Origin of the sequence: Streptomyces sp. NPDC058459 (genome assembly GCF_042721685.1) — a bacterium.
In the GTDB taxonomy this organism is placed as follows: domain Bacteria; phylum Actinomycetota; class Actinomycetes; order Streptomycetales; family Streptomycetaceae; genus Streptomyces.
The window spans coordinates 1-13,627 of sequence record NZ_JBHXLV010000019.1; the positions used below are offsets into that span (position 1 = coordinate 1).

Sequence of the window (13,627 nt, forward strand, 5' to 3'; positions counted from 1 at the left end):
GCCCGGGAGACACGCTCCCGGGCCGCGTAGCACTCCCGGAAGCCTCAGCCGACGACCGTCCAGGTGTCCCCGCCCGCCAGCAGCGTGGCCAGGTCGCCCTTGCCCTGCTGCTCGATCGCCGTGTCCAGCTGCTCGGACATCAGGCTGTCGTAGACCGGCCGGTCCACCGCGCGGAACACCCCGATCGGGGTGTGGTGCAGGGTGTCGGGGTCGGCGAGGCGGGACAGGGCGAAGGCGGTGGTGGGGGAGGCCGCGTGCGCGTCGTGGACCAGCAGGTCGGCCTCGTTGTCCGGGGTCACGGTGACCACCGTCAGCTCACCGGTGCGGTCCCGGACGACCCCGCGCGAGCCGTCCGCGCCGAACCGCACCTGCTGCCCGTGCTCCAGCCGGATCAGCGCCTCCTCGGCCCGCTGCTTGTCCTTGAGGGCGTCGAAGGCACCGTCGTTGTAGATGTTGCAGTTCTGGTAGATCTCGATCAGCGCGGTGCCCGGATGGTCGGCAGCCGCCCGCAGCACCTCGGTCAGATGCCTGCGGTCGGAGTCGATGGTCCGGGCGACGAACGACGCCTCCGCGCCGAGCGCCAGGGACACCGGGTTGAACGGCGCGTCCAGCGACCCCATCGGCGTCGACTTGGTGATCTTGCCGAGTTCGGAGGTCGGGGAGTACTGGCCCTTGGTGAGGCCGTAGATCCGGTTATTGAACAGCAGGATCTTGAGGTTCACATTGCGGCGCAGCGCGTGGATCAGGTGGTTGCCGCCGATGGACAGGGCGTCCCCGTCACCGGTGACCACCCACACCGACAGGTCCCGCCGGCTGGCGGCGAGCCCGGTCGCGATGGCCGGGGCGCGGCCGTGGATGGAGTGCATCCCGTAGGTGTTCATGTAGTACGGGAAGCGGGACGAGCAGCCGATGCCCGAGACGAAGACGATGTTCTCCCTCGCCAGCCCCAGCTCCGGCATGAAGCCCTGCACGGCCGCGAGGATCGCGTAGTCACCGCAGCCTGGGCACCAGCGGACCTCCTGGTCGGACTTGAAGTCCTTCATCGACTGCTTGCCCTCGGCCTTGGGGACCAGCTGGAGCAGCTCGCGTGCGGAGTCAGTCATCGATGGCCTCCTTGAGCGCGGTGGCGAGCTGTTCCGCCTTGAACGGCATGCCGTTGACCTGGTTGAACGAGCGGGCGTCGACGAGGTACTTCGCCCGGATCAGGGTGGCGAGCTGCCCGAGGTTCATCTCCGGGACCACCACCTTGTCGTAACCCTCCAGCAACTCGCCGAGGTTGGCCGGGAAGGGGTTGAGGTGGCGCAGATGCGCCTGCGCGATCGACTCACCGGCCGCGCGCAGCCGCCGTACCGCCGCCGTGACGGGGCCGTATGTCGAACCCCAGCCCAGCACCAGCGTCCGCGCGCCGTCCGGATCGTCCACCTCGACGTCGGGGACGTCGACGCCGTCGATCTTGGCCTGGCGGGTGCGGACCATCAGGTCGTGGTTGGCCGGGTCGTAGGAGATGTTGCCCGTGCCGTACTGCTTCTCGATGCCGCCGATGCGGTGCTCCAGGCCCGGTGTGCCGGGTACGGCCCAGGGGCGGGCCAGTGTGTGCGGGTCCCGCTCGTACGGCCAGAAGACCTCGGTGCCGTCCTCCAGGGTGTGGTTCGGCCCCTGCGCGAACTGGACCTGGAGATCCGGGAGTTCGTTGATGTCCGGGACGCGCCACGGCTCCGAGCCGTTGGCCAGGTAGCCGTCGGAGAGCAGGAACACCGGGGTGCGGTAGGTCACCGCGATCCGGGCCGCCTCCAGAGCCGCGTAGAAGCAGTCGGCGGGCGTGCGGGGGGCGACCACGGGCACCGGTGCCTCGCCGTTGCGCCCGTACATCGCCTGCAGCAGATCGGCCTGCTCGGTCTTGGTCGGCAGCCCCGTCGACGGCCCGCCACGCTGGATGTCGATCACCAGCAGCGGCAGCTCCAGCGACACCGCGAGCCCGATGGTCTCCGACTTCAGCGCCACACCGGGACCGGACGTCGTCGTCACGGCGAGGGACCCGCCGAAGGCGGCCCCCAGCGCCGCGCCGATGCCCGCGATCTCGTCCTCCGCCTGGAAGGTCCGCACACCGAAGTTCTTGTGCTTCGACAGTTCGTGCAGGATGTCGGAGGCCGGGGTGATCGGGTACGAGCCCAGGAACAGCGGCAGATCCGCCTGCTGCGAGGCGGCGATCAGCCCGTAGGCGAGGGCCAGGTTCCCGGAGATGTTGCGGTAGACGCCGGGCGGGAAGGCCCGCGCGGCCGGCGCCACCTCGTAGGAGACGGCGAAGTCCTCCGTCGTCTCACCGAAGTTCCAGCCCGCACGGAACGCGGCCACGTTGGCCGCCGCGATGTCCGGCTTCCTGGCGAACTTGGTGGTCAGGAACTTCTCGGTGGCCTCGGTGGGCCGGTGGTACATCCAGCTCAGCAGCCCGAGCGCGAACATGTTCTTGCTGCGCTCGGCCTCCTTGCGGGAGAGGTCGAACTCCTTCAGCGCCTCGACCGTGAGCGTGGTCAGCGGCACCGGGTGCAGGTGATAGCCGTCGAGCGAGCCGTCGTCCAGCGGGGAGCCGGCGTACCCCACCTTCTGCAGCGCCCGCTTGGTGAACTCGTCCGTGTTGACGATGATCTCGGCGCCGCGCGGCAGATCGCCGACGTTGGCCTTCAGCGCGGCCGGGTTCATGGCGACCAGCACGTTCGGCGCGTCGCCCGGGGTCAGGATGTCGTGGTCGGCGAAGTGGAGCTGGAACGAGGAGACGCCGGGCAGGGTGCCGGCGGGCGCGCGGATCTCAGCGGGGAAATTGGGAAGGGTGGAGAGGTCGTTGCCGAAGGACGCGGTCGACGAGGTGAACCGGTCCCCGGTGAGCTGCATACCGTCACCGGAGTCCCCCGCGAACCGGATGATCACCCGGTCCAGGCGCCGTACGTCCTTCGCTCCACCCGGTCTGCGCTGCTCACCCGCGGTGTTCTCGTCGGCCTGCTCCGCTGGGCTGCTGACCTGACTGGTCACTGAACTGGACCTCCTTCGAGGCGGCCGTCCGGGGGCGGTCTTCCCCCGGACCAATCCCAGGACCAACCCTACGTCGCTCAGGGTCGGCTTCCGAGGATCGCTGCGTATCTCCCGGCATATGGACTTGCTTATGCCGCCCAGTCTCGGTGCGTCAGGAGTTCAGGTAGGTCAGCACCGCCAGAACACGCCGGTGGTCTCCGTCGCTCGGGGTCAGCCCCAGCTTCATGAAGATGTTGCTGACGTGCTTCTCGACCGCGCCGTCGCTCACCACGAGCTGCCGGGCCACCGCCGAATTGGTCCGCCCCTCCGCCATCAGCCCCAGCACCTCGCGCTCGCGCGGGGTCAGCGCCGCCAGCACGTCCTGCTTGCGGCTGCGGCCCAGCAGCTGTGCCACCACCTCCGGGTCCAGCGCCGTACCGCCCGACGCGACCCGCTCCACCGCGGCGACGAACTCGCGCACGTCCGCGACCCGGTCCTTCAGCAGATAGCCGACCCCCCGGCTGGAACCGGCCAGCAGTTCGGTGGCGTACCGCTCCTCCACGTACTGCGACAGCACCAGCACCCCCAGCTCGGGGTGGCGGCCGCGCAGCTCCACGGCGGCCCGCACCCCCTCGTCGGTGTGCGTCGGCGGCATCCGTACGTCCGCCACCACCACGTCCGGCAGCTCGCCTCGCCCGGCCAGCTCCGCGATGGTGGCGAGCAGCGCCTCCGCGTCCGCGACCCCGGCCACCACCTCGTGCCCGAGGTCGGTCAGCAGCCGGGTCAGCCCCTCTCTGAGCAGCACCGAGTCCTCGGCGATCACCACACGCACCTTGTTCTCCACGATTCCCCGAGCCCCCACACGCCTGCCGACAAGGAGGCCCAGCATCTCAGTTCCCCGGGGTCCGCCAGGGCAGTTCGGCGGTGACGACGGTCGGCCCGCCGGGCGGGGAGTCCACGACGAGCACCCCGTCGACCGCGCCGAGCCGCTCGGCGAGTCCGGCGAGTCCTGATCCGCGGCTGGGGTCGGCTCCGCCGGTGCCGTTGTCGGTGATCTGGAGCATGAGGTGGTGGGGGGTGTGCCAGAGGTCGAGGGTGGCGTGGGTGGCGTGGCTGTGTTTGCTGATGTTCTGGAGGAGTTCGCTGGCGGTGTAGTAGGTGATTCCTTCGATGGCGGGTGCGGGTCGGGTGGGGAGGTCGACGGTGAGGGTGACGGGGGTGGTGCAGCGGGTGGCGATGTGGGAGAGGGCTGCGTCGAGTCCTCGGTCGGTGAGGATGGCGGGGTGGATGCCTCGGGCGAGGTCGCGGAGTTCTTTGAGGGCGGTTTTGACTTCGCCGTGGGCTTCTTCGACCATGCGGGCGGCGGTTTCGGGGTCGTGGTGGAGTTTTTCCTTGGCGAGGCCGAGTTCCATGGCGAGGTTGACGAGGCGTGCCTGTGCTCCGTCGTGGAGGTCGCGTTCGATGCGGCGCAGGTCGGCGGCGGCGGTGTCGACCACGACACCCCGGTCCGACTCCAGCTCCTCCACCCGTGCCGTCAGCCGCGAGGGGCCGAGCAGCCCGCGCACCAGCAGCCCGTCCACCGTGGTGAGCCCCCGCAGCACCCACGGGGTGAGGAGCGTGAACACCAGGCCGGTCAGCGAGGTCACGGTGATCTCGAAGGGGTTGTCCAGGTAGACGCTGTGGTGGCCGTCCCCGTAGAGCTGGATGCCGCCCTGCCCGACCCACATCGGGAACACCCAGAACCACAGCGGGTACGTCAGCAGCGCCCAGCCGTACGTCCAGAAGCTGACGGCCACCGAGAACGAGAACACCGCCCACGGGAAGTGGACCAGCCCGTACACCAGGTGCCGCCAGGACGAGCCGCTCTTGAGCACCGCGCCGAGCCAGGGCAGCAGCCCCGGTCCGCTGGGCTTCAGCGGCTCCGGCGCGGCCACCCGCACCCTGAGCAGCGCGCCGGCCCGCGCCCGCTCCAGCACTCCGAAGCCCCGGCAGCCGACCAGGGCCAGCGCGAGGACGGGCACCCCGACGAAGGTGACCAGCAGGCCGGCGCCGAGCGACATCATCGTGACCGTCCACACGAACAGGGCGACGGCCACCGGCAGTCCGGTCAGTACGTAGCCCAGCTCCCGCCAGGTCCGTGCCTCCAGCGGCGCCCGCAGCGCGGCGGGGAGGCGGGGGCGGCCGGGCTCTTCCCGGTATGACGTGAGATGCGTGGCCATCGGTGTCTTCCTCGTTCTCCTGGTGGTGGCGTACCTGCTCAGCGTGCCCGTCCGCACCCGGTGCGGACCATGGCGTGTGTCCCCGTCTCGAACAGGGGGTTCTCCCTACCGCCCGGCGCCCCGCCCGGCGCCCCGCCCGGCGCCCCGCTCGTCGCCACGGTCCCGCCAGGGCAGTTCCGCGGTGACGACGGTCGGCCCGCCGGGCGGGGAGTCCACGACGAGCACCCCGTCGACCGCGCCGAGCCGCTCGGCGAGTCCGGCGAGTCCTGATCCGCGGCTGGGGTCGGCTCCGCCGGTGCCGTTGTCGGTGATCTGGAGCATGAGGTGGTGGGGGGTGTGCCAGAGGTCGAGGGTGGCGTGGGTGGCGTGGCTGTGTTTGCTGATGTTCTGGAGGAGTTCGCTGGCGGTGTAGTAGGTGATTCCTTCGATGGCGGGTGCGGGTCGGGTGGGGAGGTCGACGGTGAGGGTGACGGGGGTGGTGCAGCGGGTGGCGATGTGGGAGAGGGCTGCGTCGAGTCCTCGGTCGGTGAGGATGGCGGGGTGGATGCCTCGGGCGAGGTCGCGGAGTTCTTTGAGGGCGGTTTTGACTTCGCCGTGGGCTTCTTCGACCATGCGGGCGGCGGTTTCGGGGTCGTGGTGGAGTTTTTCCTTGGCGAGGCCGAGTTCCATGGCGAGGTTGACGAGGCGTGCCTGTGCTCCGTCGTGGAGGTCGCGTTCGATGCGGCGCAGGTCGGCGGCGGCGGTGTCGACCACGACACCCCGGTCCGACTCCAGCTCCGCGATCCGGCGCTCCAGCTCGTCCGAGGGTGCCAGCAGGGCCCGCGCCATCGCCCGGTCCACGTTCGCCAGGCCCCGCGCCACGTGGCCCAGCACCGGCCACAGCACGAAGAACGAGGTCAGCACGGTGGTGAAGGTCAGCACGCCCCAGGGCAGCCGGATCAGGCAGTAGAGCATCGACCGCCAGCCCACCGGGTCCCGCAGCGCCTGCCACAGCCCCCGCACCACCCCGCCGCCCCGGGCGAACGGCCGCGGCGACGGCTCCGGCACCCGCACCCCGAGCAGCACCCGGACCCGCGCCCGCTCCAGCCGGCCCAGCAGCCGGGCGCCCAGCAGCGAGCCCGCGAGCAGCGGCAGCCCGAGTACCGTGACGGTGAGGCCCCCGCTCACGGACAGCACGGTGACCGCGTAGACGAAGCCGGCCACCGCCAGCGGCAGGTTCAGCAGGAGATGCGCGATCTCCTTCCAGGTGTGCGCGTCGAAGGCGAGCCGGGCGGACGGCGGACGGCCGGGGTCGCCGGCCGGTCCGGCGGCGGGAGCGGGAACGGTCATGGCGGCCAGCCTGCCGTGCCCGGAGGGCCGTACGCCATGCGGTGGACCGCCTCCCGGCCCCTGGGGAAAACCCCACCCCGGGCCTCGCTGGGCGTGACGGGCTGCTTACCGGCGCCTTATCAGGGCCTAGACTCCCGTGCGTACGCAAACCTCCGGCCGCATCCGTCACCTGGTGCGCCGAGGCCACGAAGGACACGCGGTCCAGGGAGCGAGGACGCACGGTGCGGGAGACGCTGGGGGTTACGACGGTCGCCGCGGCCGACACCGCGCCGGACTACTTCGGTTCCTACTCGGTCGTGGGCCTGCTCGCCGTCGTCGGCGTGCTCTTCGTCGCGGCCGCCTTCGGCGCCGGCCGCCTGCTGCGGCCCGTGGTGCCCACCCCCGAGAAGCTCATGACCTACGAGTGCGGCGTCGACCCCGTCGGCGAGGGCTGGGCCCACACCCAGGTCCGCTACTACGTCTACGCCTTCCTGTACGTGGTCTTCGCCGTCGACTCGGTCTTCCTGTTCCCCTGGGCGACGGTCTTCGCCACCCCCGGCTACGGCGCGGCCACCCTGGTGGAGATGTTCGTCTTCCTGGGCTTCCTCGCCGTCGGCCTGCTGTACGCCTACAAGAAGGGCGTCCTGACATGGACGTGAACCCGGCCGCCCCCGAGCCGGTGCTGCTGCCCGAGCCCAAGAGGCTGGGCGCCCTGTCCCGGCTCGCCCCCGAGCCGATGAAGGTCGTCCTGAACTGGGGCCGCCGCTACTCGCTGTGGGTCTTCAACTTCGGCCTCGCCTGCTGCGCGATCGAGTTCATCGCCGCGTCGATGGCCCGCCACGACTTCATCCGGCTCGGCGTCATCCCCTTCGCGCCGGGCCCCCGCCAGGCGGACCTGATGGTCGTCTCCGGCACGGTCACCGACAAGATGGCGCCCGCCGTGAAGCGGCTGTACGAGCAGATGCCCGAGCCGAAGTACGTCATCTCCTTCGGCGCCTGCTCCAACTGCGGCGGACCGTACTGGGACTCCTACTCCGTCACCAAGGGCGTCGACCAGATCATCCCGGTCGACGTGTACGTGCCGGGCTGCCCGCCGCGCCCCGAGGCGCTGCTCCAGGGCATCCTGAAGCTCCAGGAGAAGATCGCCCGCGAGTCCCTGGCGGAGCGGTACGGCACGGGGGGCGCCGCCCGCCCGTCCGCCGCCGCGCTCCGGAGCGGCCTGGTGCGTCCCCCCGCCGTGGGGGAGGGGGACGCGCGATGAGCACCGGCTGGCTGCCCGCCCCCGCGGACGAACTCTTCGGCCCCGACGCCACCGCCGAGGAGTCGTACGACGTCCTCACCGTCGACGTGCCTCCCGCCGCCTGGCTCACCGCCCTTGAGACGGCCCGCACGACGCTGACCTGCACCTACTTCGACTGGCTGAGCGCGGTCGACGAACCCGGCACCGGCTTCCGGGTCTCCGCCCACGTCGTCGCCCTGCACCCGGTCCGCCGCCTGCTGGTGCGGACGACCGTCCCGCACGAGGCGCCGGTGCTGCCGAGCGCCGTCGGCGTGTACGCGGGCGCCGCCTGGCACGAGCGGGAGACCCACGAGATGTTCGGGGTCGACTTCACCGGCCACCCCGGACTGGAGCACCTGCTCCTCCCGGAGAACTTCGAGGGCCACCCACTGCGCAAGGACTTCGTCCTAGCCGCCCGCGTCGCCAAGGCGTGGCCGGGGGCGAAGGAACCGGGCGAGTCGGAACACGGCGGCCCGAAGCGACGCCAGATGCTCCCGCCGGGGGTGCCCGACCCGAACGAATGGGGCCCACTGAAGGGCCAGTTGCCACCGGCACCGTCGCGTCCCGCGAGGGGAGCGGCGGGGGAGCGCCCGGCTCGGCGGGCTCAGTCCACGGGAGAGCCCGGAGCCGACGCTGTCCGCCCGCGCGGTACTCGGAGTGCGGGTGAGGGGTCGGCGAGTCAGGTGGCACCGGCGCCGGGGGCTGCTGCTGGGCCGCGGCGGGTGCGGAGCGCCGGCGAGGGCTCGGCCGGCCAGGGCGCGGGGGAGGCGGGTGCCGGGGCTTCGCCGCGGCGGATGCGGAGTGCGAGTCAGGGGTCGGCCGGCCAGGGGGCTCCGGAGGACGCGGAAGCTCCTGCCGAGACGCCGACCGAGGCACCCAGGGGGCCGCGCAGGTCGCGCAGCGCCTCGCAGGGATCGGCCTCGCAGCGAACCGGGACGCCCGAGCCCGCTGAGCCCCCGGTACCGGCAGAGCCGGCCGAGCAGACCGAGTCTTCCGAACCGAGCGGATCGAGCGGATCGAGCGGGCCGGACGAGTCCGCACAGCTGGCCGAGCCGAAGAAGCCGGCCGAGCCGAAGAAGCCAGCCGAGCCGGCGCAGCGTCGCAGCGCGGACGCGCCCTGGCATCACGCCCGTCCGGCGTTCGAGGAGGCCGACGAGCCCCCGAAGACACCCCCCGCTCCCGAGCCGGAACCCACCGACGCCCCCGACGACCCTGACGACCCCGAAGGAGGCGCGCGGTGAACGACGTACTGGACGTCGCCCTGCGACTCCTCGTCGTGTTCGTCGTCTTCCTGACGCTCCCGCTGGTCATCGGCCAGACCGAGCACAAGGTGATGGCGCACATGCAGGGCCGCCTCGGCCCGATGTACGCGGGCGGCTTCCACGGCTGGGCCCAACTCGTGGCGGACGGTGTGAAGTTCGCGCAGAAGGAGGACGTGGTCCCGGCGGGTGCCGACCGCCGCGTCTTCCAGCTCGCCCCGGCCGTGGCCCTGCTGCCGTACCTCCTCGTGCTGCTCGCCATCCCGATCGGCCCGAGCGCCGGTGCCGTCGGCCAGGTACTCGACGCGGGCATCTTCTTCGTGCTCGCGGTGATGGGCGTGGGCGTCCTCGGCTCGCTGATGGCGGGCTGGGCCAGCGCGAACAAGTTCTCCCTGCTCGGCGGCCTGCGCACCGCCGCCCAGCTGCTCGCCTACGAACTCCCGATGCTGCTAGCCGCCGCCTCCGTGGCGATGGCGGCCGGCACGGTCTCGCTGCCCGGCATCGCCGGCGCCTTCCACTGGTGGTGGCTGCCCTGGCAGCTCACCGGCGCGGTGGTGTTCTTCGTCGCCGGTCTCGCCGAGCTGCAACGGCCACCGTTCGACATGCCGGTGGCCGACTCGGAGATCATCTTCGGCGCGTACACCGAGTACACCGGCCTGCGCTTCGCCCTGTTCCTGCTCGCCGAGTACGCGGGGATCGTCGTCCTGTGCGGTCTGACCACCGTGCTCTTCCTGGGCGGCTGGCACGGGCCCTGGGGCGCCGACGGGCTCGGCTGGGTGTGGACCCTGGTGAAGACCGCGCTCCTCGCCTTCCTGGTGATCTGGCTCCGCGTCACCTACCCCCGGCTGCGCGAGGACCAGCTCCAGAAGCTCTCCTGGACCGTCCTCGTCCCGCTCGCCCTCGCCCAGATCGCCCTCACCGGCGTCGTCAAGGTGGTGACCGCCTGATGTCCGTCCCCTTCTCCGGCCTGGCCAAGGGCCTCGCCGTCACCCTGCGCACGATGACGAGGAAGACGGTCACCGAGCAGTACCCCGACGTCCAGCCCGACCTCCCGCCCCGCACCCGCGGGGTCATCGGCCTGTTCGAGGAGAACTGCACGGTCTGCATGCTCTGCGCCCGCGAGTGCCCCGACTGGTGCATCTACATCGACTCCCACAAGGAGACCGTCCCCGCAGCCGCCCCCGGCGGACGCGAGCGCAGCCGGAACGTCCTCGACCGGTTCGCCATCGACTTCTCCCTCTGCATGTACTGCGGCATCTGCATCGAGGTCTGCCCCTTCGACGCGCTGTTCTGGTCCCCGGAGTTCGAGTACGCCGAGACCGACATCCGCGAGCTGACCCACGAGCGCGACAAGCTCCGCGAGTGGATGTGGACCGTCCCGGCCCCGCCCGCACCGGACCCGCGCGCGGAGGAGCCGAAGGAGATCGCCGCCGCTCGCAAGAGCGCCGGCAAACTGGCCGCCGCCCAGGCGGCCCAGGCAGCCGAAGACGCCCAGGCTCAGGAGGGAACGCAGTGAGCCTCGCCGCCACCGCCCCGCACGGCTTCCTGTCCCCGACCGGTGTCGAGATCGCGTTCCTCCTCGTGGGCCTCGTCACCCTCGGCGCCGCGCTGATCACCGTCACCACCCGCCAACTGGTGCACGCGGCCCTCTGGCTGGTCGTCACGCTCGGCGGGCTGGCCGTCGAATACCTCCTGCTCAGCGCCGAGTTCATCGCCTGGGTGCAGGTCCTCATCTACGTCGGTGCCGTCGTCGTCCTCCTCCTCTTCGGGCTCATGCTCACCAAGGCCCCCATCGGCCGCTCCCCGGACGCCGACTCCGGCAACCGGCCGGCCGCGCTCGTCGTCGCGGTGGGCTCGGCGGGCGCCCTGGTCTGGGTGGTGACGGACGCGTTCCGCGCCACCTGGATCGACCTGGACGGCCCGGCCGCCGGCACCACCCGTGTCACCGGCGAGAGCCTCTTCCGGCACTGGGTGCTGCCCTTCGAGGCGCTGTCCGTACTGCTCCTCGCCGCCCTGGTCGGCGCGATCGTGCTGTCCCGCAAGACCAGGGCGGACCAGGCATCGCCGGTCGTCGTCGAGACTCCCGGCGAGAAGGAAGGCGCCCGCTGATGCACATCGCCTACCCCGCCGTACTCGCCGCCCTCCTCTTCTGCACCGGCCTCTACGGCGTCCTCGCCCGCCGCAACGCCATCCTGGTCCTGATGTCGGTCGAGCTGATGCTCAACGCCGTCAACCTCAACCTCGTCGCCTTCGACGTCTGGCTCAGCAGGGCCGCGAAGGACACCCTGCACTCCGGCCAGGCGCTGACCCTGTTCACCATCGCCATCGCGGCCGCCGAGATCGGCATCGGCCTGGCGATCGTCCTCGCCGTGTACCGCGACCGGGGCACCGCCGACATCGACCGGCTCCGCGACACCGCCGAGACCCCCGGCGACGGTCCCGACGACCCAGACGACCCAGACGACCCAGACGACCCCGATCACCCCGACGCCTCCGGGACCGAGAAGGCTGAGGCCACCGCGTGACCACGACCACCCTCGCCGCCCTCGTCCCCCTCCTGCCCTTCCTCGGCGCCGTCGCCGGACTCCTGCTGGGCCGCAGAGCACCCGGCTTCGTCCGCCCGCTCGCCCTACTGCCCCCGCTGGCCTCGCTCGTCCTTGCCGCGCTGGTCGCGGCCCGCCAGGGCGGCGGACGGGCGATCGACGCGTACACCCTGCTGACGCCCACCGGCTCGGTCCCCGTCGACCTGGCGCTGCACATCGACGGCTTCGCCGCGCTCGTCGCGATCCTGGTGGCCTTCGTGGCGACCTGCGTGCAGCTCTACTCCACCGGCTATCTGCGCGACGACCCCCGCTACCCCTCCTACGCGGCCCTCGTCTCCCTCTTCACCTCCGCGATGCTCCTCGTCGTCTACTCCGGCGACCTGATCGTGCTGCTGGTCGGCTGGGAAGTCATGGGCATCTGCTCCTACTTCCTGGTCGGCCACTACTGGGGCACCCCCGAGGCCCGCGCCGCCTCCCTCAAGGCGTTCCTGGTCACCAAGCTCGGTGACGTCCCGTTCCTGATCGGCCTGTTCGCGCTCGGCACCGACGCCGGGTCCTTCCGCATCACCCGCGTCCTCGACGCCGTGGCGAGCGGCGGACTCGGCCACCCCACCCTGATCGCGCTGCTGCTCCTCACGGGCGTGGCGGGCAAGTCGGCGCAGTTCCCGCTGCACACCTGGCTCCCCGACGCGATGGCGGGCCCCACGCCCGTCTCCGCGCTGATCCACGCGGCCACGATGGTCGCCGCCGGTGTCTACTTCACCGCCCGTCTTCTCCCCGTGTTCGAGGCGTCCGCCGCCGCGATGACCGTCCTCGCGGTGATGGCCGCCGTCACCATGCTGGGCTCCGGCCTCGCCGCGCTCGCCCAGGACGACATCAAGCGCGTCCTCGCCTACTCGACGATCGGCCAGCTCGGCTACATGACCGGCGCCCTCGCCGTCGGCGACCGCGGTGCCGCCGTCTTCCACCTCCTCTCGCACGGCGCCTTCAAGGCGCTGCTGTTCCTCGCCGCCGGAGCCGTCATCCACTCCACCGGCACCAACTCGCTGGCCGCCATGTCCCGGATGAGCCACCTGCGCGACCGTGTCCCGGACGCCTTCTGGACGATGACCGTGGCCCTGCTCGCGCTGGCCGCGATCCCGCCGTTCAGCGGGTTCTTCTCCAAGGAGTCCGTCCTCGGCGCCGCCGAACGCCTCGCCACCGGCCATCCCGGCCCGGCACCGGGCGCCGCCGGCTGGATCGTGCTCGTCGCCGCGCTCGCCACGGCCCTGCTCACCGCCGCCTACGCCACCCGGCTCTGGCTGCTGGCCTTCCGGGGCCGGGGCGCCGAGGCCCCCGGCCTGCCCCGAGCTGTCACCTCCGTTCGGGCAGGGGAGACCCCGACCCGCCGGCCGCTCACCATGACCGTGGTGCTCTGGGTACTGGCCGTGCCCTCGCTGGCCTTCGGCGCGCTCGCCTACCGCGCGCTGCCCGGCTGGTTCGACGGCCGCAGCCTCGCCCCCACCCTCCTCTCCTCCATCCTCGGTACCGGCCTCGCCGTGGTCGGCGGCCTGCTCGCCTACGGCGCCTGGCAGCGTGCCGCCGCACGGGCGCCCCGGGTCCCGCTGGGCGCCGTCGCCGCCCATCCGCAGGGCGACGCGGGCCTGGTCGAGGCCGAGGCCATCGCCGCCCACGAACCGGCGTACGGCGACATCGCCGAGGCCCCCGACCCGGCCGACCCCGGCCGCCTGCTGCTCGGCCCGCTGTACGGGGCCGCCGCCGCGGGCTTCCACCTGGACGCCGTGTACTCGGCGCTGTTCGTCCGCCCCGTCCTGAGCGCCGCGAGCCTCGTCCGGTTCCTGGACCGCGAGGTCGTCGACACCTACGTACGCGGTGCCGCCGCCCTGCCCCGGCTGCTCGGCGCGGCCGTACGGCGGGCGCAGACCGGCAATGTGCAGACCTATGTGAGCGCGCTGCTCGCCGGCACCGTCGTCCTGACGGTCGCCGTCCTCCTCGTCGCCTCGGGAGCGTGAGCGG

Annotated in this window: 13 protein-coding genes; 8 read left to right on the forward strand and 5 right to left on the reverse strand. The window is 71.9% G+C overall.

Annotated elements, in window-relative coordinates; all coding sequences use genetic code 11:
* Window positions 1-44: 44 nt before the first annotated feature.
* The 5 genes from ACFWN1_RS06345 to ACFWN1_RS06365 all read right to left on the reverse strand — a co-directional run bounded on the left by ACFWN1_RS06345 (window position 45) and on the right by ACFWN1_RS06365 (window position 6,551).
* Window positions 45-1,103: a 2-oxoacid:ferredoxin oxidoreductase subunit beta gene (locus ACFWN1_RS06345; RefSeq protein ID WP_384358785.1), complete on the reverse strand. Its 1,059-nt coding sequence runs from the start codon at window positions 1,101-1,103 to the stop codon at window positions 45-47.
* Window positions 1,096-3,024, reverse strand: a complete 1,929-nt coding sequence (locus ACFWN1_RS06350; RefSeq protein ID WP_384358787.1) for a 2-oxoacid:acceptor oxidoreductase subunit alpha — start codon at window positions 3,022-3,024, stop codon at window positions 1,096-1,098. Before ACFWN1_RS06350 ends, ACFWN1_RS06345 begins: the two co-directional genes overlap by 8 nt.
* Before the next feature lie 151 nt (window positions 3,025-3,175).
* A complete protein-coding gene (locus tag ACFWN1_RS06355) occupies window positions 3,176-3,835 on the reverse strand; it encodes a LuxR C-terminal-related transcriptional regulator (protein WP_384358866.1) in 660 nt (219 codons plus the stop codon).
* A 58-nt stretch (window positions 3,836-3,893) separates the two neighbouring features.
* Window positions 3,894-5,222 (reverse strand): sensor histidine kinase, encoded by a 1,329-nt coding sequence (locus tag ACFWN1_RS06360; protein WP_384358789.1) that lies wholly within the window; start codon window positions 5,220-5,222, stop codon window positions 3,894-3,896.
* 105 nt (window positions 5,223-5,327) lie between these two features.
* On the reverse strand, window positions 5,328-6,551 hold the full coding sequence (locus ACFWN1_RS06365) for a sensor histidine kinase (RefSeq protein ID WP_384358791.1): 1,224 nt from the start codon (window positions 6,549-6,551) through the stop codon (window positions 5,328-5,330).
* A gap of 221 nt (window positions 6,552-6,772) precedes the next feature.
* On the opposite strand from ACFWN1_RS06365, the gene ACFWN1_RS06370 reads away from it, so the two are divergent.
* From ACFWN1_RS06370 to ACFWN1_RS06405, 8 genes are read left to right on the forward strand one after another with little or no spacing between them, the layout of a single operon-like run.
* Window positions 6,773-7,189 (forward strand): NADH-quinone oxidoreductase subunit A, encoded by a 417-nt coding sequence (locus tag ACFWN1_RS06370; RefSeq protein WP_384358793.1) that lies wholly within the window; start codon window positions 6,773-6,775, stop codon window positions 7,187-7,189.
* Entirely contained in the window at window positions 7,180-7,791 is a 612-nt protein-coding gene (locus ACFWN1_RS06375) for an NADH-quinone oxidoreductase subunit B (protein ID WP_384358795.1), read from the forward strand. The genes ACFWN1_RS06370 and ACFWN1_RS06375 overlap by 10 nt, the downstream gene beginning before the upstream one ends.
* Window positions 7,788-9,050 (forward strand): NADH-quinone oxidoreductase subunit C, encoded by a 1,263-nt coding sequence (locus tag ACFWN1_RS06380; protein WP_384358797.1) that lies wholly within the window; start codon window positions 7,788-7,790, stop codon window positions 9,048-9,050. Before ACFWN1_RS06375 ends, ACFWN1_RS06380 begins: the two co-directional genes overlap by 4 nt.
* The gene (locus tag ACFWN1_RS06385) at window positions 9,047-10,015 is read left to right on the forward strand and encodes an NADH-quinone oxidoreductase subunit H (RefSeq protein ID WP_384358799.1); all 969 of its coding nucleotides are present in this window, start codon (window positions 9,047-9,049) and stop codon (window positions 10,013-10,015) included. The genes ACFWN1_RS06380 and ACFWN1_RS06385 overlap by 4 nt, the downstream gene beginning before the upstream one ends.
* Window positions 10,015-10,584: a NuoI/complex I 23 kDa subunit family protein gene (locus tag ACFWN1_RS06390; protein WP_384358801.1), complete on the forward strand. Its 570-nt coding sequence runs from the start codon at window positions 10,015-10,017 to the stop codon at window positions 10,582-10,584. The genes ACFWN1_RS06385 and ACFWN1_RS06390 overlap by 1 nt, the downstream gene beginning before the upstream one ends.
* Entirely contained in the window at window positions 10,581-11,177 is a 597-nt protein-coding gene (locus ACFWN1_RS06395) for an NADH-quinone oxidoreductase subunit J (RefSeq protein WP_384358803.1), read from the forward strand. Before ACFWN1_RS06390 ends, ACFWN1_RS06395 begins: the two co-directional genes overlap by 4 nt.
* Window positions 11,177-11,593: an NADH-quinone oxidoreductase subunit NuoK gene (gene nuoK, locus ACFWN1_RS06400; RefSeq protein WP_384358805.1), complete on the forward strand. Its 417-nt coding sequence runs from the start codon at window positions 11,177-11,179 to the stop codon at window positions 11,591-11,593. The genes ACFWN1_RS06395 and nuoK overlap by 1 nt, the downstream gene beginning before the upstream one ends.
* Window positions 11,590-13,623: an NADH-quinone oxidoreductase subunit L gene (locus tag ACFWN1_RS06405; RefSeq protein ID WP_384358807.1), complete on the forward strand. Its 2,034-nt coding sequence runs from the start codon at window positions 11,590-11,592 to the stop codon at window positions 13,621-13,623. The genes nuoK and ACFWN1_RS06405 overlap by 4 nt, the downstream gene beginning before the upstream one ends.
* Window positions 13,624-13,627: the final 4 nt, after the last annotated feature.

Excerpts from the sequence above, each read along its gene's own strand:
- ACFWN1_RS06345 (WP_384358785.1), bottom strand. The coding sequence starts at position 1,103 with ATGACTGACTCCGCACGCGAGCTGCTCCAGCTGGTCCCCAAGGCCGAG.
- ACFWN1_RS06360 (WP_384358789.1), bottom strand. The coding sequence starts at position 5,222 with ATGGCCACGCATCTCACGTCATACCGGGAAGAGCCCGGCCGCCCCCGC.
- ACFWN1_RS06365 (WP_384358791.1), bottom strand. The coding sequence starts at position 6,551 with ATGACCGTTCCCGCTCCCGCCGCCGGACCGGCCGGCGACCCCGGCCGT.
- ACFWN1_RS06375 (WP_384358795.1), top strand. The coding sequence starts at position 7,180 with ATGGACGTGAACCCGGCCGCCCCCGAGCCGGTGCTGCTGCCCGAGCCC.
- ACFWN1_RS06380 (WP_384358797.1), top strand. The coding sequence starts at position 7,788 with ATGAGCACCGGCTGGCTGCCCGCCCCCGCGGACGAACTCTTCGGCCCC.
- ACFWN1_RS06390 (WP_384358801.1), top strand. The coding sequence starts at position 10,015 with ATGTCCGTCCCCTTCTCCGGCCTGGCCAAGGGCCTCGCCGTCACCCTG.
- nuoK (WP_384358805.1), top strand. The coding sequence starts at position 11,177 with ATGCACATCGCCTACCCCGCCGTACTCGCCGCCCTCCTCTTCTGCACC.